The 18,076-nt window shown below is 54.3% G+C and carries 14 protein-coding genes and 1 tRNA gene; 11 read left to right on the top strand and 4 right to left on the bottom strand.

The genetic code is table 11. The annotated features are described in order from the left end of the window. The first annotated feature begins 419 nt into the window (after positions 1 to 419). The 6 genes from IDM49_RS07855 (at position 420) to der (ending at position 6,843) form a co-directional block, all read left to right on the top strand. A complete protein-coding gene (locus IDM49_RS07855; protein ID WP_190724106.1) occupies positions 420 to 1,307 on the top strand; it encodes a segregation and condensation protein A in 888 nt (295 codons plus the stop codon). Beyond that, a complete protein-coding gene (scpB, locus tag IDM49_RS07850) occupies positions 1,304 to 2,173 on the top strand; it encodes an SMC-Scp complex subunit ScpB (RefSeq protein WP_190724105.1) in 870 nt (289 codons plus the stop codon). The genes IDM49_RS07855 and scpB overlap by 4 nt, the downstream gene beginning before the upstream one ends. 61 nt (positions 2,174 to 2,234) lie before the next feature. Next, positions 2,235 to 3,341: a pseudouridine synthase gene (locus IDM49_RS07845; RefSeq protein ID WP_190724104.1), complete on the top strand. Its 1,107-nt coding sequence runs from the start codon at positions 2,235 to 2,237 to the stop codon at positions 3,339 to 3,341. Beyond that, a complete protein-coding gene (locus tag IDM49_RS07840; RefSeq protein WP_190724103.1) occupies positions 3,341 to 4,453 on the top strand; it encodes a prephenate dehydrogenase in 1,113 nt (370 codons plus the stop codon). Before IDM49_RS07845 ends, IDM49_RS07840 begins: the two co-directional genes overlap by 1 nt. A gap of 76 nt (positions 4,454 to 4,529) precedes the next feature. Then, complete coding sequence (cmk, locus tag IDM49_RS07835) at positions 4,530 to 5,204, top strand: (d)CMP kinase (protein ID WP_168615181.1); 675 nt, start codon at positions 4,530 to 4,532, stop codon at positions 5,202 to 5,204. Positions 5,205 to 5,286: 82 nt separating this feature from the next. Further along, positions 5,287 to 6,843, top strand: coding sequence for a ribosome biogenesis GTPase Der (der, locus tag IDM49_RS07830; protein WP_190724102.1), 1,557 nt, complete (start codon positions 5,287 to 5,289; stop codon positions 6,841 to 6,843). Between the two features lie 73 nt (positions 6,844 to 6,916). On the opposite strand, the gene IDM49_RS07825 is transcribed toward der, so the two are convergent. Next, positions 6,917 to 7,687, bottom strand: coding sequence for a carboxymuconolactone decarboxylase family protein (locus IDM49_RS07825; protein WP_228008048.1), 771 nt, complete (start codon positions 7,685 to 7,687; stop codon positions 6,917 to 6,919). A gap of 223 nt (positions 7,688 to 7,910) precedes the next feature. Here IDM49_RS07825 and IDM49_RS07820 point away from each other — a divergent pair. Together IDM49_RS07820 and IDM49_RS07815 are read left to right on the top strand one after the other, a co-directional pair. Next, positions 7,911 to 7,984 (top strand) — tRNA-Pro (locus IDM49_RS07820). A gap of 484 nt (positions 7,985 to 8,468) precedes the next feature. Beyond that, positions 8,469 to 10,559: a PhoX family protein gene (locus IDM49_RS07815; RefSeq protein WP_190724101.1), complete on the top strand. Its 2,091-nt coding sequence runs from the start codon at positions 8,469 to 8,471 to the stop codon at positions 10,557 to 10,559. Positions 10,560 to 10,649: 90 nt separating this feature from the next. Here IDM49_RS07815 and IDM49_RS07810 read toward each other — a convergent pair whose 3' ends face one another. Continuing rightward, a complete protein-coding gene (locus tag IDM49_RS07810; RefSeq protein WP_190724100.1) occupies positions 10,650 to 12,683 on the bottom strand; it encodes an ExeM/NucH family extracellular endonuclease in 2,034 nt (677 codons plus the stop codon). Positions 12,684 to 13,088: 405 nt separating this feature from the next. On the opposite strand from IDM49_RS07810, the gene IDM49_RS07805 reads away from it, so the two are divergent. Continuing rightward, the gene (locus IDM49_RS07805) at positions 13,089 to 14,741 is read left to right on the top strand and encodes an L-lactate permease (protein WP_190724099.1); all 1,653 of its coding nucleotides are present in this window, start codon (positions 13,089 to 13,091) and stop codon (positions 14,739 to 14,741) included. Between the two features lie 213 nt (positions 14,742 to 14,954). Continuing rightward, positions 14,955 to 15,599 carry an SAM-dependent methyltransferase gene (locus IDM49_RS07800; protein WP_190724098.1) on the top strand — a complete coding sequence of 215 codons (645 nt, stop codon included), beginning with the start codon at positions 14,955 to 14,957 and terminating at the stop codon, positions 15,597 to 15,599. Positions 15,600 to 15,615: 16 nt separating this feature from the next. Here the strand turns inward: IDM49_RS07800 and IDM49_RS07795 are convergent, their stop codons facing one another. Both IDM49_RS07795 and IDM49_RS12250 read right to left on the bottom strand, forming a co-directional pair. Next, on the bottom strand, positions 15,616 to 16,203 hold the full coding sequence (locus tag IDM49_RS07795) for a BglG family transcription antiterminator (RefSeq protein ID WP_228008047.1): 588 nt from the start codon (positions 16,201 to 16,203) through the stop codon (positions 15,616 to 15,618). A 24-nt stretch (positions 16,204 to 16,227) separates the two neighbouring features. Then, positions 16,228 to 16,476, bottom strand: a complete 249-nt coding sequence (locus IDM49_RS12250) for a CAT RNA binding domain-containing protein (protein ID WP_228008046.1) — start codon at positions 16,474 to 16,476, stop codon at positions 16,228 to 16,230. 262 nt (positions 16,477 to 16,738) lie between these two features. Between IDM49_RS12250 and IDM49_RS07790 the strand changes: the two genes are divergently transcribed. Then, complete coding sequence (locus tag IDM49_RS07790) at positions 16,739 to 18,031, top strand: cytochrome P450 (RefSeq protein ID WP_190724097.1); 1,293 nt, start codon at positions 16,739 to 16,741, stop codon at positions 18,029 to 18,031. Positions 18,032 to 18,076 lie beyond the last annotated feature (45 nt).

Raw genomic sequence — 18,076 nt, 5'->3', positions numbered from 1 at the left:
TGGCGCGCTCGGGTAAAAAGTGAGCGCATGAACTCGTGAGTTGATGGAATGGACGCGAGGATGCGCGGTGCATCTGCTGTGTATTGCGCCAGTGTTCTTGCTGGGAACTCTTTGTGATGAGTGCGCAAGAAAAAGAAAAATCCACGAGTTGGGATGTCAGCTGTAGCGCCGTGCCAAAGTGCTTGCTACTGCTGAACCCTCAACACTACACACGTTCATGATGTAAAACAAGAGGGATTTTCAAAATATTCCCGGATGTGTCAGTGAGGGGAAGGAGACGGGCGGAATGGGGTAGTGGCGCACCTAATGACGTTAAGACCTTGAAACCGCAGGCATTTACCGGCACAATCTTTATACGAGTATTCTGCACTTTGTAGTGCACATCATTTTTCAGTCGTAAAGGACGCTTTTTCACTTTTATGAGCGCACACTCAGTCGCTGCCGTGAGGGTACCGACACAGCCTAAGAGCTCTGCGAGCACTTCTTCTCAGCAGAGCCACGAATTCACGCTACACCTTCATAACTTTGAAGGTCCTTTCGACCTCCTTTTGCAACTGATTGCCCGCCACCGTCTTGATATCACCGAGATTGCGCTGGCGCAGGTCACGGACGAATTTATTGGTTATATCAACCGTATGTACGAGCTGGGCACTGAAGCCGCTTTAGATCAGGCCAGCGATTTTCTTGTCACAGCGGCAACCCTGCTTGATATCAAAGCTTCGAGGCTTTTGCCCCAGCATGCCCCAGAAACCGCGGAAGAATTTGCAGCTCTTGAAGCCCGCGACCTTCTATTTGCGCGGTTGTTGCAGTACCGAGCCTACAAAGAAGTTGCCTCTGTTTTAGAACAGCGATTTGGTGAGGAATCATCACGATACATGCGTGATGTCACCCTCGAACCTCGTTTTGCTAAAGCACTACCTGAACTGGTTTTTGACGTTTCGCCCGAGGAATTCGCGTCCATCGCGTATAAGGCGCTTTCACCGGCAGAAGAGTCGCAGAGCGTTGAGCAGGTTGAAACCGAACACCTGAGAGCACCCCTCACAACTATCGCAGCGCAAGAACAAGCAATTTTGGACGCGTTAGAAACGGAACAGACAGTAAGCTTTGAAGAACTTGCCAGCCGAAGCCAAGAACTTGAGATTGCTGTAGTGCGATTTTTGGCGATGCTTGAACTCTACAAGGAACACCGCATCGATGTGCGCCAGGATCAACCGTTAGCGAGCATTATCCTGACTAAGCTCGCATCCAGAACAGTCGAAACTGAACACGGCAAAACTTCAGACAGCGCCCGAAAGGAGGAGCAATGAGCATTTACCCCGGACAAGAGTTCAACCGCGATGACGAGTCGATTGTGAACCTAGGCTACTGGGATCCTGGTGCAGACGACGATGCTCCTTCAGAGCCGGCTGAAGATGTTGACCCTGCAGAAAACGACACAGAACCTGAAACTGCTGATGCAGAACCGGCTGGCGAAATGCCAACCGTCGCCCCTTCTAACCCCTGGGACACTCCTGACACCGCTCAGACCTATGCAGCGACCACTGTTAACGAACCCATTATTGCAGCGGGTGAGGACGCGGTCTCTAAAGTCGAACTGATTCCTGGCGGCGTGAAAAGCGCAGTGGAATCAATTCTGGCAGTCGCTGATGTTCCGGTGAGCACACGAGAATTCGCATCCGCTTTAATCGTCTCGGAACGAGCGGTTGATGCCGCTTTAGACGAGCTGTACATGGAATATAACGGCTATACCGATTCTGACGGCAACTCGCATGAACCCCGAGGATTTGAACTACGACGCATCAACGGCGGATGGCGCCTGTATGCTCGCAAGGATTTCTCGCCGTGGGTAGCGCGCTTCGTCACCGGCGGGCAAGGAAAGAAACTGACCGCATCGGTAATGGAAACCCTCGCTGTTATTGCCTACCAGCAACCGGCAACCCGCGGGTATGTCTCGCAGGTGAGAGGAGTGAATGTTGATGCAGCTTTTAGGACGCTCAAACAGCGTGGCCTCATTACCGAGACCGTTCCAGAAACCGGTAGCGGAGCAGCCCAGTACATCACCACCGACACCTTCCTTGAAAAACTCGGGTTAAACAGCCTGGACGAGCTACCTAAGCTCGCGCCGTTCCTCCCCGATATCAATGACATCGAAATAGCAACCGAAAATTCATAATTTTTACTAACTTCAACGAACATATGCGCTAGAGAAAACAGCGCAGAAAGAGAGAAACAACATGGCACAAGGACGTTCAGGTAACCACGGACGCGGCGGCGCTGGCCGCGGTTTCGGCAAGAACAATGAGTACCGCGGTGGCAAGCCCGGTGCAGGTGGACGCGGCGGAAAGGGCGGCGGTCCTCGCGGAGGCGCAGGATTCGGCGGCGGTAAGCCGGGCAAGCCCGGTAAGCCCGGCGCTAAAAATGGTGGCGCTCGCGGTAAGGGCGCTCCCGGCAAGTCAGCTCAGGGCAAGCCTTTCCGTTCCGGCAAGCCTTTCGCATCAGAACGCGGCGAGTACCGCCCGTCATCGAACTTTCAGCGTAACGACAACTACGCTGGTCCGCACCGTCCGCGTCGTCCCAAGAACGCACCTGTAGATCACTACGATTTTTACGATCACGATGGCGTACGTTTGCAGAAGCTGATGGCTCAGGCAGGCGTAGCATCACGTCGCGTGTGCGAGCAGATGATTGAAGAAGGCCGCGTGACCGTCAATGGTGAGCTCGTCACCGAGCTCGGCGTTCGTGTTAACCCTGATCAGGCAGAAGTACACGTTGACGGTATGCGTATTCAGACCAACGAAAAGCTCGTGTACATGGCACTGAACAAGCCTGCTGGCGTGGTTTCATCCATGGATGATCCCGACGGTCGCCCCGACATCTCCAACTTCTTGCGTAAGTCCATGTCCCAGCGCGTTTTCCACGTTGGACGTTTGGACGTTGAAACCGAAGGTCTGCTGCTGCTGACCAACGACGGTGAGCTGGCTAACCGCCTAACCCACCCGTCCTACGAAGTGCCCAAGACTTACCTGGTGCAGGTTCCCGGTCCGATGGACCAGGGCATCGGCGCAGCGATGAAGAAGGGTATCCGCCTTGAAGATGGCGTTTCGCGTGTTGATACCTTCAAGCTCATCGATTCAACTCCCGGTCACATTCTCGTTGAGGTCACCATCCACTCGGGTAAGAACCGCATCGTGCGCCGTATGTTCGAAGCAGTGGGACACCCCGTTGAGAAGCTGGTTCGCGTGCAGATGGGCCCCGTGCGTATTGGTTCGCAGAAACAGGGCACCATTCGTAACCTGTCGAAGGTAGAAATCGGCGAGCTGCTGGCATCCGTAGGCATGTAATGAGCGTCGGTCTTTCAGCTGTTGAAGGGCCGGTGCTGATCATTGGTGCCGGCCTTTTAGGAAGTTCAATCGGTCTGGGGCTACGCGCTCAGAGCGTTGATGTTGTGGTGTCTGATGCTTCGCCCACAAACGAGGCTGTTGCTGAGGACATTGGCGCGGGCCGTTCTTTGCGTGCTCTCGAGCAATCGCAAGAGAGCCTACCAGACCCCGCTGTCGTAGTTGTGGCGTCCCCTCCGGACGTCACGGCCTCCATCGTTATTGAGTCTTTACGTAAGTACCCGCACGCAACGGTGATGGACATTTCCTCCGTCAAACGCTCTATTGTCGAGGACGTTCTTGCCGCTAACGTAGATGCATCGCGCTACGTGGGCACGCATCCCATGGCAGGACGCGAAAAATCCGGCCCTGTGGCAGCACGCGGTGAGCTCTTTACCTCTATGCCGTGGGTTATCTGCGCACACGAGAGCACGCGTCCAGAAGCCGTGAAAACTGCGGTTACTATTGCGGTAGAACTCGGCGCGACGGTGACTCACCTCGATGTGGAAGAACACGACCGTACCGTGGCGTTGATTAGTCACGTACCTCAGGTCATGAGCTCACTGTTAGCCTCACGTCTGCAAGACACTCCGCTGTACGCCCTGGGGCTTGCGGGGCAGGGACTACGCGATACCGTTCGTATCGCAGGCAGCGACCCCGGGTTGTGGGTGCAAATTCTTTCTGCCAACGCGCAACCTGTGGTGCAAACGCTTTACGGTGTGCGCGAAGACCTCGAACGCCTGATCAAAACACTTGAATCTCCCACAGCATCCGGCGCTCGCCTTGATATCGCTCAGCTTATGAGCGAAGGAAATAACGGCGTGAACCGTATTCCCGGTAAACACGGCGGTGCACCGGCGGCTTTCTCACAGATGACAGTGCTGGTAGACGATACCCCAGGCCAAATTGCGCAGCTGCTGGCAGAAATCGGCGAGCTGGGCGTGAACCTCGAGGACCTTCGACTTGAACATTCACCGGGGCAACCCGCTGGTCTTGTCGAAATCTCGGTCAACCCTAACGAACACGAAAAGCTGGTTGAAGACCTCACCGAACGCGGTTGGAAGGTTGTGCGCTAGGGCAGAAACCCGCACGTTCACGGCTAAGAACCATTAGAATAGTTGACGGTACGCACCGTTAGAAAAGGAAAATTTCATGACCTCCGAACGTCTTGTGATTGCTATGGACGGCCCTTCAGGCTCGGGCAAGTCTTCAGTTGCTAAAGCTGTAGCTCAGCACTTTGGTCTGGCCTACCTCGATACCGGTGCGATGTACCGTGCCCTGACCTGGTACTGCCTCCAGCAGCAGGTTGATCTAACCGATGCAGACGCTGTGTTGGCTGCTGCGCAAAACTTCCCGCTGTCTCAAGGAACTACCGCCGACGTAGAAATGATTGAGGTCGACGGTGTAGACGTGGTCGAGGCAATCCGCGAACCCCGCATCTCGGAGAACGTTTCGGCTATCGCGTCCAACCGCGGTGTGCGCGACCTTTTGATCAACATGCAGCGCGACGCGATTAAGAATTCCGGCTACCGCATGGTGGCAGAAGGACGCGACATCACCACCGTCGTTGCCCCCGATGCTGATGCGCGCATCCTGCTCACCGCCTCAGAAGAAGTGCGTTTGGCGCGTCGTGGCTTGCAGCTGGGCGGAACGCAAAATAACGAACAGCTGGCTCAGCAGGTTTCGGCTCGCGATGCCAAAGATTCCAAGGTCAACAACTTCACCGAGGCTGCAGAAGGCGTGACCCTCGTAGACTCCTCAGACCTGAACTTCGAAGAAACTATCGACGCCGTCATCAAGGCCGTCGAAGAAGCACGCCAAAAGTAACACCCTTTGAGGTTGTTTCCACTAAACTTGTACACAATGCTTGACGCGCCGTGAGGCGCCACAACAGGGAGGTCGCTTAGATATGAGCACCGGTAATTACGAAGACAAATTCTTAGGCGGTGGCGAGGACGACGTCACCGAGCGCCTTGCCGAAATCGATGATGAGACCGCGAATCAGCGTGCAGAAGCACTGCTTGCAGGTCTTGAAGACTACGACCTTGATGAAGAAGACCGCGACCTTCTGGGTGTGTGGGGCTTTGACATCGATGAAGACGATGACGATGAGGCAGACCCGGTTGTAGCGATTGTTGGCCGCCCTAACGTTGGTAAGTCAACTATTATCAACCGCATTCTTGGCCGTCGCGAAGCTGTCGTTGAAGATAAGCCCGGCGTAACTCGCGACCGTGTGTCGTACAAGGCTGAACACTCCGGCAAGGACTTCACCTTAGTTGATACCGGCGGTTGGGAGGCCGACGCTAAGGGTATTGACGCGCAGGTTGCAGCTCAGGCTGAAATCGCTGTTGCCGGTGCTGACGTGGTGCTCTTGGTTGTTGACGCCATGGTTGGCATTACCGCAACTGACGAGGCAATCGTTCGTATGTTGCGTCGTAGCGAAAAGCCCATCATCCTGGTGGCTAACAAGATTGATGACCTGCACCAAGAACCTGAAGTTGCCAGCCTATGGTCGCTGGGTATGGGCGAGCCGTACCCCGTTTCAGGTCTTCACGGACGCGGTTTGGCAGATATGCTGGACGCGCTGTTGGAGATTCTGCCGGAGCACTCACAGTTTGCTGAACCCGAGGTTCGTGGCGGCCCGCGTCGTGTGGCATTGATTGGTCGACCCAACGTTGGTAAGTCATCACTGCTGAATAAGATTGCTGGCGAAGAGCGAGCTGTCGTGAACGACCTTGCCGGCACCACCCGCGATCCCGTTGACGAAATCGTTCACCTGGGTGATAAGCCTTGGCGTTTTGTGGACACCGCGGGTATTCGCCGCCGCGTTCACATGTCCAAGGGTGCTGATTTCTACGCATCGCTACGTACACAGACCGCGATTGAGCGCGCTGAAGTTGCCGTCATTTTGTTGGATGTTTCAGAACCTATCTCTGAGCAGGACGTTCGCATTATTCAGATGGCAATCGACTCGGGCCGTGCCATGGTTCTTGCCTACAACAAGTGGGACACCCTAGATGAAGACCGCCGCGAGCTGTTGGAACGCGAAATCGACCGCGATTTGGCGCACGTTGCGTGGGCACCTCGCGTGAATATTTCAGCGAAGACCGGTTGGCACAAGGACAAGCTCGTTCCCGCTTTGGAACACTCACTGCAATCATGGGATTCACGTATTCCCACCGGCCGTTTGAACGCATTTTTGGGCGAGATTGTTGCAGCGCACCCGCACCCCGTCCGCGGTGGTAAGCAGCCTCGCATCCTGTTCGGTACCCAGGTGTCTTCACGCCCGCCGAAGTTCGTTCTCTTCACCACCGGCTTCCTTGACCCCGGCTACCGTCGATTCATCACTCGTCGCTTGCGCGAGACCTTCGACTTCACCGGTACTCCTATTGAGGTCAGCATGCGCGTGCGCGAACGTCGCTCACTGAACGCTGATAACAAGAAGCGCGGTGGTGGACGCCGCTAACGTTCTCAGCGTCTAGAAACTAAAAAGGCCCCGTGCCCGATCAACATCGAGCACGGGGCCTTTGCTGTTTGAACTAGTCGAGCAGTCCGGTTTCGCGGAAGATCCGCACCGCGTTGATAAAACGCGGGAACCCAACATAGGGGTAAGCCTGAAGTAGCGCGGCAAGGATTTTCTCGGGAGAGTTGCCGGCCTTAACTGCTCCGTGAAAATGCGGTACCAGCTGGTTCGCGACATCACCGTGCGCGGTCAGAATAACCACAATCAACAACTCGCGTTGAGCGACCGATAAATCTTTGCGCGTCTCAAAATCACCGAAACCTGTAGCCGACAGGTGGTAGGCAATCGCCTCGTTGAACGGCGCTGGAAGCGATGCAAACGCACCCTTAATCTCTGTACCGTAGAGAGACTCTTGAAGCTCGCGTCCTTTTTCAAAGCGGTCATCTTCGGTGGTGGTAGCTGAGGACGGCAACGGCAGAGCAATTTCGTGAGACTCAAAGACCTTGTTCATTGTTGCAATAGCGTTGAGCGTCTTGGGATAACCGATGAACGGTGCGGTTTGGTAAATAGTTTCACGAATAGTCACAGGGCTGACATCAATGTTTAACGCGGCGTGAATATGTGCCTCAAGCTGGGGGAGCGTCTGCAGCGTTGCCAGAGCAACGATGGTGATAATTTCGCGGGCACGATCATCTAAATCAGCGGTGTGAAAGATATCGCCGAAAATCTGGCGTTGCAAAATTGCCATGAACTCCGGGTCGGTGTCCATCATTCCACCGGTGACGCCGCCGAAAAGTTCTTGAAGTTTGTCTTCGGTTTGTTGGACGCGGTTGGTCTTCTCAGCCACGGTTTCCTCCTTTTGCGGTGCGTGGAGCACCTGGGTTTTCTACTTTTATCCTAGACCTGCAGACGATATGCGGGGAGGAAAGAGTGTTTTATGGGTGAGCTCTCAAAAACGTGACATAGAGCGCGCAAAAAACTTGCTAAAAGTGGGGTTCTCGATTTGGCAAAGTGCAAAAAGGGTCTGTATAGTAGTACGAGTGTTCAGGGCACAAGCCCTTGAAAACAATCGGGTTGTGGCGCAGCTTGGTAGCGCACTTGACTGGGGGTCAAGGGGTCGCAGGTTCAAATCCTGTCAACCCGACAAAACAAATCCTGTCTACTTCGGTAGGCGGGATTTTTTGTTTAACTTTTCTCAGCTGTCTCACCTGCTCGTCCACGATGCGTGACCACAAAAACATCAGGATGACCACAAAACCGTCACAAACAGCGCACTTTGAGCAGTACTTTGACGTTTACGTGGTCACTGTGTTGTGAGAAGGCTACGGTGAAGACAAAGGGAGAGGGGGAAAAAGAATGTTGAGGCTCCTACCTGCGCAGGTTCGGACGCTGCTCCCGACCGGGAGACCTCGCGCCACCCGCCTTACGGCCGCGTCCTGCCGGGCTGCCGGGATGTCGCAAATGCTCTATCGGTAGCTAAGGATCTTTCATATCGCGTGTGAGCAAGATTCAAGCACTAGTAACCTTCGATTCACCTACCGGTAGTAAGTACGTCACATGAACCTGACAGAGTAAAGCAGTCTCATACAACAAACATCTGATCACACAGGATGTAAAGGACTGCTTTCATGACCACTCAGAACTCACCGCAACAGCGTCGTCTGCTCCCCATGCTCAACCACGTGCGCGGTAAGCGCTCTGCTGTAACCTGCGCGCTCAAGTGCAACAATGCATGTTTGGAACCCACCCCAAACTGCTCAGATAACCACTACTTCAAAGACGTAATTGAAGGCGCTATCTCACGACGCGCGATGCTCGGCGGCGTTGCCGGCGCGGCACTCGTGGTTGGTACCGGGGCTACTTCTCAGAATTCAGCCTATGCAGCACCTGGTGGCGTTCCCGGTAGCGCCAACGGCAAGCTAAAATTTAATCCCATCGCGCCGGTTGCGTCCACTGTTGATGACTTCAACGTACCCAGTGGCTTCAAGTGGGAACCCATTATTCGCTGGGGAGATCCCCTGTTCTCAAGCGCGCCTGAATTCGATATCAACAATCAAACCGCTGAAGCTCAGGCGCAACAGTTTGGCTACAACAACGACTACCTGACAGTTGTACCGGACCCCGACAACCCATTGCGTGGCATCCTCGTGAATAACCACGAGTACATTAACCCCGCGCTCATGTTCCCAAACTCGCCGCTTTCTGTTGAACAGCTTCGCGTGTGCATGATGGCCACCGGCCTTGCTGTGGTTGAACTGGAACGCAAGAAGGTTGGCGGCCCCTGGAACTATGTTGTCGACGGACGCCGTAACCGCCGCATCACTGCAGACACAACCTTTGAGCTTGACGGCCCTGCCGCTGGCTCAGATTTGCTCAAGACAAAGGCTGACCCCGAAGGTCGTTTTGTCTCGGGTACTAACAGCAACTGCTCCGGTGGGTACACCCCCTGGGGTACAGTGCTCTCGGGCGAGGAGAAATTTGACGGATTCTTCTTTGGCCGCGGCACCGATGAAGAAAAGCGTTACGGCATCAAGAACAAGGCAACCTCTTACGGTTGGGAACGTGCAGATGACCGTTTTAATGCGAATGTGCCCGGCTTCGAAAATGAGGCACAGCGTTTTGGCTACGTAGTTGAAGTTGATCCTGAGGAACCCACCTCAACCCCGCGCAAGCACACCGCGCTGGGTCGCTTCAAGCACGAGGGTGCGAACATTCACGTTGATCCTAAGACCGGCAAAGTTGCGGCGTACATGGGTGATGACCAGAAGTTTGAGTACATGTACAAGTTCGTCTCGTCCAAGAATTACATTGAGGGCGACCGCGAGCACAACAAGACTCTGCTCTCTGAAGGCTCACTGTTTGTCGGTCGTTTTACCGGTGATACTCCAAGCCTGATTGATGGTTCAGGACGTCTGCCTGAAGACGGTGAGTTCGACGGCGTTGGCGAGTGGATTCAGCTCACCGACGGTAACAAGTCGCTGGTGCCCGGTATGTCTATTGAAGAGGTGCTCGTCTTCACCCGCCAGGCTGCAGATAAGATGAACCCCACTAAGATGGACCGTCCTGAGGACGTTGAACCCTCCCCCTACACCGGTAAGATTTACGCGGCGCTGACCAATAACACCGACCGCGGCATGGGCGGCACTTTTGCTCGCCCCGATGAGGCGAACCCGCGCGCTAATAACCGCTCAGGTCACGTCATCGAGATCACCGAAGACAACAACCGGGTGGACGCTAAAACCTTCACATGGAATCTTCTGCTGGTTTGTGGTGACCCTGCAGGTGATGAACCCGTTTACTTCGCAGGGTACGATCCCGCCCGCGTCTCACCTATCTCTTGCCCCGACAACGTTGCCTTCGATTCGGAAGGTAACCTGTGGCTGACCACAGACGGCGCTCCCGATAAGATTCAGAAGAACGACGGACTGTTCAAGGTTGGTCTTGAAGGTGCTAACCGCGGCAAGGTAGAGCAGTTCCTTTCAGTACCTCGTGAGGCTGAAACCTGTGGTCCCGTTATCCACGACCAAGAGAAGATGGTCTACGTCTGCGTGCAGCACCCGGGTGAAGATGGTTCATTCGCCGAGCCTCACTCATACTTCCCGGACTACGTGAACAAGAAGAATAAGTGGTTCAAGAAGGGGCAGGCTCAGTCAACCCTTGCTGAAAAGCACGGTGTTTTGGCGCACCCGCGTCCTTCGGTGGTTCAGATTTACCGCTAAACCGCTAGAAAATCCCGTCAAGCTACGTAAACGGGGCGCCCCCACACTGTGTGAGGGCGCCCCGTTTTTCTGATTGAAAATTACTAACGACTAGCCGTGCTTTTTAGCTTGGCTCGGAGGCAAAACGGTTTTCTTGCATCCCGTGTTGCCCTTGCCATTGTTGCACTCGCCGCGCGGATTCTTCTTGCCTGTAGGCGGCGTTACAGATTCATCGTTGGGTTGGCTAAGATTGAATCCAGCCACTAGCGGATCATGGTCCGACGAGCGGTAAGGATCAGCCGAGTACAGGTTGGTGATGTTGCTGTTGTAGCGGCTGTATTCAAAGCCGATGGATTCAACGGAGTTGATGTTCCAGACATCTGCGTCGGTGAAATTGTCGATAAAATCGCCGGACGCGAGTACATGGTCGAGCGAGCCGGTGCGGCCCCCGTAGGCGTAGGTTTGGCCGGCGTCAAAGTGAGTGTCGAGGCTGATGTAGCCTGCCCGATAGAGAACCTGGAGCGGATCTTCTTGCAGGTAGGAATTAAAATCGCCGAGCACTACAACGTTGCCGGTGTTGTGTTTAGCTTCTTGGGCGTCAGCAAACTTCACGAGGTCGGTTGCCTGCGTCACTCGTGATGCGTTTGAGGTGCCTTGACCATCGCCCTGATCCGCATTTTCGCCGGAGCCAGAGCCTTTGGACTTGAAGTGGTTGACGATCGCTACGAAGATTTCATCGTTATCGTCGCTGTTTACAGATGCGAAGGTTTGAGCCAGCGGCTTGCGGGCATTTTCAAAAGCGGTGGTGTCAGTTAGGATTTCTGATTCACCGACCGGGGCGACGCGTGCGGGCTGGTAGATGAAGGCGGTACGAATAACGTCTTCAGTTTCTGGAAGCTGCGCAGGTGAAGGCACAGCCGCCCACTTGTTCTCACCGGCGGCGGCATTCAGCGCATCCACCAGGGTATTCAGGGCTTCGTCGCGGTCTTTGCCAAAGACGGCCGAGTTCTCAATTTCTTCAAGAGACAGTACCGAAACGTCCATAGTGTTAATGGCCGAGACAATTTTTGCCTGCTGACGCTCAAAATTCTCTTGGTTGGCGGCGCCGCGCGCATCGCATCCTGAATTGACGGTCACGGGGTTATTCTGACGGTCCTTATAGAAGGTGCAGCCGGTGAGCTCATCGCCGGTGGTTGAGAAATAGTTCAGAACGTTAAAGCTTGAGATGCTGACTTCGCCGCCGACAGGGTCAGGGGCAGCTTCGCGAGTGTTTGTCCATGAGACGGGAAGATCACTGGGGCTAGTTGACCCGTTGACCGTGGTGGTGGGCTGCAACGTCCACGCGTCGAAAGAATAGGACAGCACGGCAGGGTGCTGGAAGGTTACGGGCGCGCCGATGCGCAACGGGTTATCCTGCGAGAGATAGGCGACTGGAGTCTCAGAACCACCGCGGGTGTAATCAACGGTTGACCCGTCGTCGAGAACAAAAGTTTTCTCTTTATTTGCAGCCTCGTACGCGATGGCTTCTTCACCGGGTTTTACAACGTCGGTGGCGGTGCGCAGGGGAGAGTCGCCGTTGACCAGGGTAAACGATCCGTATCGATTGGTGCTGTAGTTATCCGTTACCGTGATGTCACCGGCTGGCTGAACTAGCATGCCTTCGAGTGCCTCGCGGGCGGTGGCATCCTCAGGCAGAACATCGCGAATGGGTTCAATGCTCTGGCCAGCACCGAGTTTCTCGAGTCCACCGGTTCGAACGGTCAGCTGAGTTTGCTTCTTATACTCGCTCACCGTGCCGGTCACTTTGACGAGATCACCGATACCAACGTTTTTGACGGTGTCGACGGAGTACACGAAGATGCCGTCTGATTCTCCGGGCGTGAAGTCAGCGGAAGAAGAACCGGGTGTCTGAATGAAGTAACCGTTCAAACCGCCCTCAGCGTAGACCGCGGTGACGATGCCGGTGGTTGTCACGCTGCGCGAGGCAAGAGGCGAGACATCGGTGGTTCCTTGCACCTGAGCGATACTGACTTCTTCGGCGGCCTGTGCTGCGGGTAAGGACGCGAGTGAGCCCAAGCCGAGTGCGGCAACGGAGGTTGTTGCGGCAAGGCAGGAGAGCTTGCGCCAGCGGTAGTGAATGTTCATAGGAGGTTCCTAGTGACGATCAGTGGTTAGTGCGGTGGTTCCATCTTCAGTATAGGGAGGCTCGAGTCACGGCGGGGTTAACTGCGGGTTTATTTTGAGATTGAAGAAGTGGTGGGTTTTGATGCGGTAGTGAGTGTGTTGCTGAGGAAGGATGAAAATATTTTTTATTTCATCTATCACAGTACTTAGTAATCTGCGTCATAAGGTTTAGATGTGACTATGCATAGTGATGCGGTTCTTTGTGGAGCTGTGGACTTATGTTGGTTTTGACTCTATTTTGCGGGGAGTTGCGCCCCATAAAACCGGAAAATCAAGTTGGTTTTATGTGGTAATTTTTCTAACGGAACAAACTCCACAACACATCACTCCCGTGAGGCTACCGCCTCGTGAAAGGACACCAACACCATGCAACAGGTGTACGACCCGCTAGGAAACCAAGCGCTCTCAGCCTTGGTTGCCGCAGTGCCCATCATCATCTTTCTTTTAGGTCTGACGGTACTGAAGCTGACAGGCCTCAAATCAGCAATTATCTCGCTGGTTGCAGCTGTTGCGATCGGTGTGTTGCTCTTTAAGCTTCCTTTCACCGCGTCCTTGGGCGCGATCGGACTGGGTTTCTTGGGTGGTCTGTGGCCCATCGGCTGGATTGTTTTGATGGCTGTTTGGCTCTACCGCGTTACTGTACGAGCAGGTAACTTCGACATTATCCGTTCTTCCGTCTCATCTATTTCAGCTGATCAGCGCATTCAGGTTTTGCTCATCGCATTTTGCTTCGGTGGCTTCTTAGAAGGTGCCGCTGGCTTCGGTATTCCTATCGCAATCTGCGCGGCATTGCTCGTGAACCTAGGCTTTGATGCTGTTAAGGCCTGTGTTGTTGCCCTGGTCGCGAACGCAGCTGCCGGTGCCTATGGTGCTATCGGTATTCCCTCCATTGTTGCTGTTCAGCAAGGTGGCGTAGACAAGGCCGAATTCGCCTTGATGATGGTGCTTAGCGCGCAGGTTATCGCTATCTTCATTCCGCTTCTGCTCGTTGCAATTCTTGACGGCGTACGCGGAATCAAGGAAACCTGGTGGGTTGCACTGCTCATCGGTTTTGTAGTCTCTGCAGCTCAGGCTATCGTCCTTGTTGCTCTTGGCCCCGACCTGGTGGACATTATCCCGCCGCTCCTTGGCCTGGTTGTACTTGCACTCATCATGCGCAAATGGCAGCCCAAGCACATTTACCGCGAACCCAATGCGCCAACTCTCGCAGAACTTGAATCGCAGACTGTTCGCCACACTGGCTCACAGATTGCTAAGGCATGGAGCCCCTTCCTCATTCTCTCCGCCATGATTCTGCTGTGGAGCGTCCCCTTCATCAAGGGCCTCTTCGCTGCTGCCGACCCCAAGACCGGTAAAGAAGCAGGTCTGCTTGGCTTTACCACCTTGAACTTCAAGATTCCCGGCCTGCACAACGTCATGGAGAAAGTTGCTCCCATTGCACCGCAGACCACCCCGATGCCCGCAACCTGGAGCTGGTCAATCATTGGCGCATCCGGTACCGCAATCCTGATTGCAGTTCTGATTACCATCGCCATCTCGAACATCTCATGGGGCGCTGCCTTTGAAGAATTCAAGGGTGCTATCAAACAGTTGTGGATGCCGATTCTTATGATCTGCTTGGTCATGGGCGTTGCTAACGTGATGAACTACGCGGGCATGTCATCGTCACTCGGCTTGGCGCTAGCTACGGCAGGTTCAATCTTCCCGTTCTTCTCGCCGATCATCGGTTGGATTGGCGTGTTCGTCACCGGCTCAGTGGTCAACAACAACACTCTCTTTGCCGGACTGCAGAGCGTTACCGCGCAGCAGATTGGCGCTAACCCCGCGCTGTTGGTTGCTTCCAACACCACCGGTGGCGTTATGGCGAAAATCGTCTCACCGCAGTCCATCGCTATTGCGGCTGCTGCAGTAGAAAAAGGCGGTCAGGAGTCGCAGATTACCTCTGCCGCTATCAAGTACTCCATTGCTTTGCTCGTCATCTCAATGGTGTGGATTTTCGTTCTCTCGCTCTTCGTCTAAAGAGCTGTGAGGCTAGATAGAAACAGCTTCTGAGGGATGGTTGCTCTGATGCGAGTAACTGACTCATCGGGTAGGTACTTTTCTCAAGTGCCTACCCGATTTTTGTGTGCAGTAGCTATGACGCTGTCGGTGAACCGAATGCTACTGCTCAGTTGCTCTGCACGGTTGAATGACAGAATGAATGAGAACGATTTTCAACGATAGGGAACGAAAATGTCAATGCACGATGTAGACCCCACGATGGATCCCACCGAATTCTGGGAAGGACGCTACGGTACCGGCGATAACATCTGGTCAGGCAAAGCGAACGCTGTACTTGAAAAAGTGGCATCGGAACTAACCCCCGGTACCGCGCTTGATCTGGGCGCTGGCGAAGGCGGCGATGTTCTCTGGCTGGCATCTTTAGGCTGGGATGCGACAGGTCTTGAACTTTCCCGCACCGCAGTGGCGCGTGCTGAATCGGCGGCAGAAAAAGCTGGCCTGTCTGAGCGCACACATTTCTTTGCCCAGGACTTACACCAGTGGCAGCCAGAACAACAGTATGACTTGGTGACCGCGTCCTTCTTCCAATCGCCGGTAGCTTTGGAACGTCATGAGATTCTCAAGCGCGCAACCCAGGCGGTAGCGTCCGGCGGCACCATGCTGATTACCTCGCATACCGCGCCGCCGTCAGGCAAAGAACCAAATTTTGACCGCTCGATGTTCCCTCAACCAGACACTGACTTAACCGCCCTAAATCTCGATCCGGAACTGTGGGACGTTGCCACTGCAGAGATTTGGACGCGTGAAGGTACGCATCACGGGCACAACGAAATCATGACTTTCGAGGATACCGTTGTCATCGTGCGTCGTAAATAGTTGTTGCAAGAGATGCTTAGGCAGATGCCTCGTCCCACGAATCCTTGGCAAGACGCGCAACGTGAATAGTCAGGTAAGTGTGCTCATCCGCCGAAAGATCAACATTCAGATGTAGCTCCAAGAGCATTTTGACGCGGTGAGCGCACTCGTAAGCCTTCGGGTAACTGGTGCGCACCGCCTCACGGATGGCAGGAGCAGCTAGATCACCGCCAGCGACAGTCTTACCCTGCTCAGCGCGCACAAAAAGGTAGCGAAGATGCGTGACAAAACGAGCCACCGACATATGCGTCTGATCCAGCGGATGACCGTAAGCAAAAGCAATCACGTTGAAGATTTGCGCAAAGACCTCGGTCATGCGATAGATCTTGCTCAAATCCTCGTTGGAGAACTGCGTGTTCACCAGGTGAAGCGCGAACGGCGTGGCCTCTTCTTCAGGAAGGGCCACGTCAAAGCGCTCTTTCACGAGCTGCAAAGCGTACCTGCCGAACGAAAACTCACGCGGGTACAGTTGCGTCACCTCTATACTCAGCGGATAATCTACCTGAACACCGTCACGCGCTCGCGATAGCGCGTAATTGAGGTGATCTGCCAGGGGCAACACCATCGAGTGAGCGACCTTGAGACCAAGCTATTCTTTGGCGTAGATTTCTAGCTCTGTTGCCACCTGCAGAACATCGGACGGGATTTCAGACAGCAGAGCGCTCACATGGTCATCATCAGCTGACTGCGGCGTGAAGGTTTGCTCAATCTTTGCGGAGTCAATCTCTTGCCCCTTCTTAGCACCAAAGGCAAGACCTCGCCCTAAAACCACAGCCTGCTCACCAGAATCTGACTGCGCAAGAACAACGTTGTTGTTGTAGATATGCACGATGCGCATGAGACTCCTAGCGGTTGAGAAAACTGTGGCGTAGAAAACGAAAACCGTCTTAAGTCTAAATGAAAGGTAACCGTAGATTCTTCATCCAAGAGCGAGTTGGGCGTCCTCAAATATGCATGGTATTCATCGGACAGCCAGCTGACTTGAGACTTTGTAGATTACCTACGGTTTCGATGTTCAACATCAAAGTGGAACAAAATTTCTTATCGACACACTGTTGTCATATTGCTTAGTAACACCTACCAGTCAGTAGTTTTTAAGTATGGCTACTTCATTTTCAAAAATTCCAACCACAGAAAATTTTCAACGCTTTATCACTAAGGGCTACCTCTTTGCTGCTGAGATGCGCCGCAAGGCTGGCATAGCCCCGGCATCGCACCAGCCCTTCACCTTCCCGTTGCTGGGTAAGCCTGCAACCATTATTCGCGGTGAAGAAGCAGTTGATTTCTTCTACGATGAGTCAAAGATTGCGCGCGGGGGAGCGATGCCCGGCCCGATTAGCGACGCCCTGTTTGGTAAAGGCGCGGTGCATACCCTCGATGGTGAGGCGCACAAGGTTCGCAAAACCCAGCTTGCCGCTATGGCGTACGATGATGACCGCGTAGAGAAATTCAAAGTTCTGGTTGAAGAAGAAATTCAGCGTGTGATTGACGGTTGGGCGCAGAAACCCGGCAACGTCTACGACGATGTTGCTATCGCTTACGGTCGCGCGGCTTTCCGCTGGGCTGGCATCCCAATGAACGATAAAGAACTGCAAAAGCGCGCTGAACAGTACAGCCACCTGCTCGATAACTTCGGTTCGCCCTTGCACAATGCGCTGGCGCAGGTTGATCGCATCAAGCTCGATAAGTGGGCAAAGAAGCTGATTACCGATGTTCGCTCGGGTGCTTTGACCGTTGATCAGGATTCGGTGCTGGCGCACATTGCACGGTTGGTCGATGAAAACGGTGAGCTTGTACCCGCTAAAACTGCTGGCATTGAGTTGCAGAACTTGACGCGTCCTACCGTTGCTGTCTCTCGTTTTGCTGCTTTTGCGGCGGTTGCGTTGGTGCAGAACCCCGATGAGGCGTTCAAGGTTCGCGAGGCTGTTGTTGCCAACGGCGGACGCCTCATTAACGTTGCCGAGGCTGTGGCTTTCGCGCAGGAAGTCCGCCGTGCATACCCCTTCGTCCCTATGCTCCCTGCCTTCTCGATGGTGGAGACTGAGATTTCGGGATGCCCGATTCATAAGGGCCAGCGCGTGCTTATGGATATCGTGGGTACTCACAACTCACCGTCCGTTTGGGAGAAGCCTGCGGAGTTTAATCCCGAACGCTGGATGGGCGTTGAGGATTACGAAGCTGTGAAGGGTTTCTTGCCTCAGGGCGGTGCGGACGTGCTGACTGGCCACCGTTGCCCCGGCGAGAAAATCGCTATCGCGGCACTGTCAGCAACCGTGGCCGCGATGAGCGACGAAAAGGTTGAAATCTCAGACGACCCCGCCGACACTACCTTCTCGTGGACTAGCGTGCTGACCCGCCCGTCAACCGGCGTGCGAGTGAGCGTTAAGGCCTAGTTTTTAGCGACGTAAGGACGCGCCGCCCACCGTCAATGGTGGGCG

The sequence above is a fragment of the Rothia terrae genome, assembly GCF_014705925.2.
In the GTDB taxonomy this organism is placed as follows: Bacteria; Actinomycetota; Actinomycetes; order Actinomycetales; family Micrococcaceae; genus Rothia; species Rothia terrae.
The sequence above is the reverse complement of the archived record's forward strand: the minus strand, read 5'-3'. Positions and strand labels throughout refer to the sequence as shown.

What these genes read in the sequence shown, in the direction of transcription:
- IDM49_RS07855 (WP_190724106.1), top strand. Translation starts at nt 420, where the DNA reads ATGAGCGCACACTCAGTCGCTGCCGTGAGGGTACCGACACAGCCTAAG.
- scpB (WP_190724105.1), top strand. Translation starts at nt 1,304, where the DNA reads ATGAGCATTTACCCCGGACAAGAGTTCAACCGCGATGACGAGTCGATT.
- IDM49_RS07845 (WP_190724104.1), top strand. Translation starts at nt 2,235, where the DNA reads ATGGCACAAGGACGTTCAGGTAACCACGGACGCGGCGGCGCTGGCCGC.
- IDM49_RS07840 (WP_190724103.1), top strand. Translation starts at nt 3,341, where the DNA reads ATGAGCGTCGGTCTTTCAGCTGTTGAAGGGCCGGTGCTGATCATTGGT.
- cmk (WP_168615181.1), top strand. Translation starts at nt 4,530, where the DNA reads ATGACCTCCGAACGTCTTGTGATTGCTATGGACGGCCCTTCAGGCTCG.
- der (WP_190724102.1), top strand. Translation starts at nt 5,287, where the DNA reads ATGAGCACCGGTAATTACGAAGACAAATTCTTAGGCGGTGGCGAGGAC.
- IDM49_RS07815 (WP_190724101.1), top strand. Translation starts at nt 8,469, where the DNA reads ATGACCACTCAGAACTCACCGCAACAGCGTCGTCTGCTCCCCATGCTC.
- IDM49_RS07810 (WP_190724100.1), bottom strand. Translation starts at nt 12,683, where the DNA reads ATGAACATTCACTACCGCTGGCGCAAGCTCTCCTGCCTTGCCGCAACA.
- IDM49_RS07805 (WP_190724099.1), top strand. Translation starts at nt 13,089, where the DNA reads ATGCAACAGGTGTACGACCCGCTAGGAAACCAAGCGCTCTCAGCCTTG.
- IDM49_RS07800 (WP_190724098.1), top strand. Translation starts at nt 14,955, where the DNA reads ATGTCAATGCACGATGTAGACCCCACGATGGATCCCACCGAATTCTGG.
- IDM49_RS07795 (WP_228008047.1), bottom strand. Translation starts at nt 16,203, where the DNA reads ATGGTGTTGCCCCTGGCAGATCACCTCAATTACGCGCTATCGCGAGCG.
- IDM49_RS12250 (WP_228008046.1), bottom strand. Translation starts at nt 16,476, where the DNA reads ATGCGCATCGTGCATATCTACAACAACAACGTTGTTCTTGCGCAGTCA.
- IDM49_RS07790 (WP_190724097.1), top strand. Translation starts at nt 16,739, where the DNA reads ATGGCTACTTCATTTTCAAAAATTCCAACCACAGAAAATTTTCAACGC.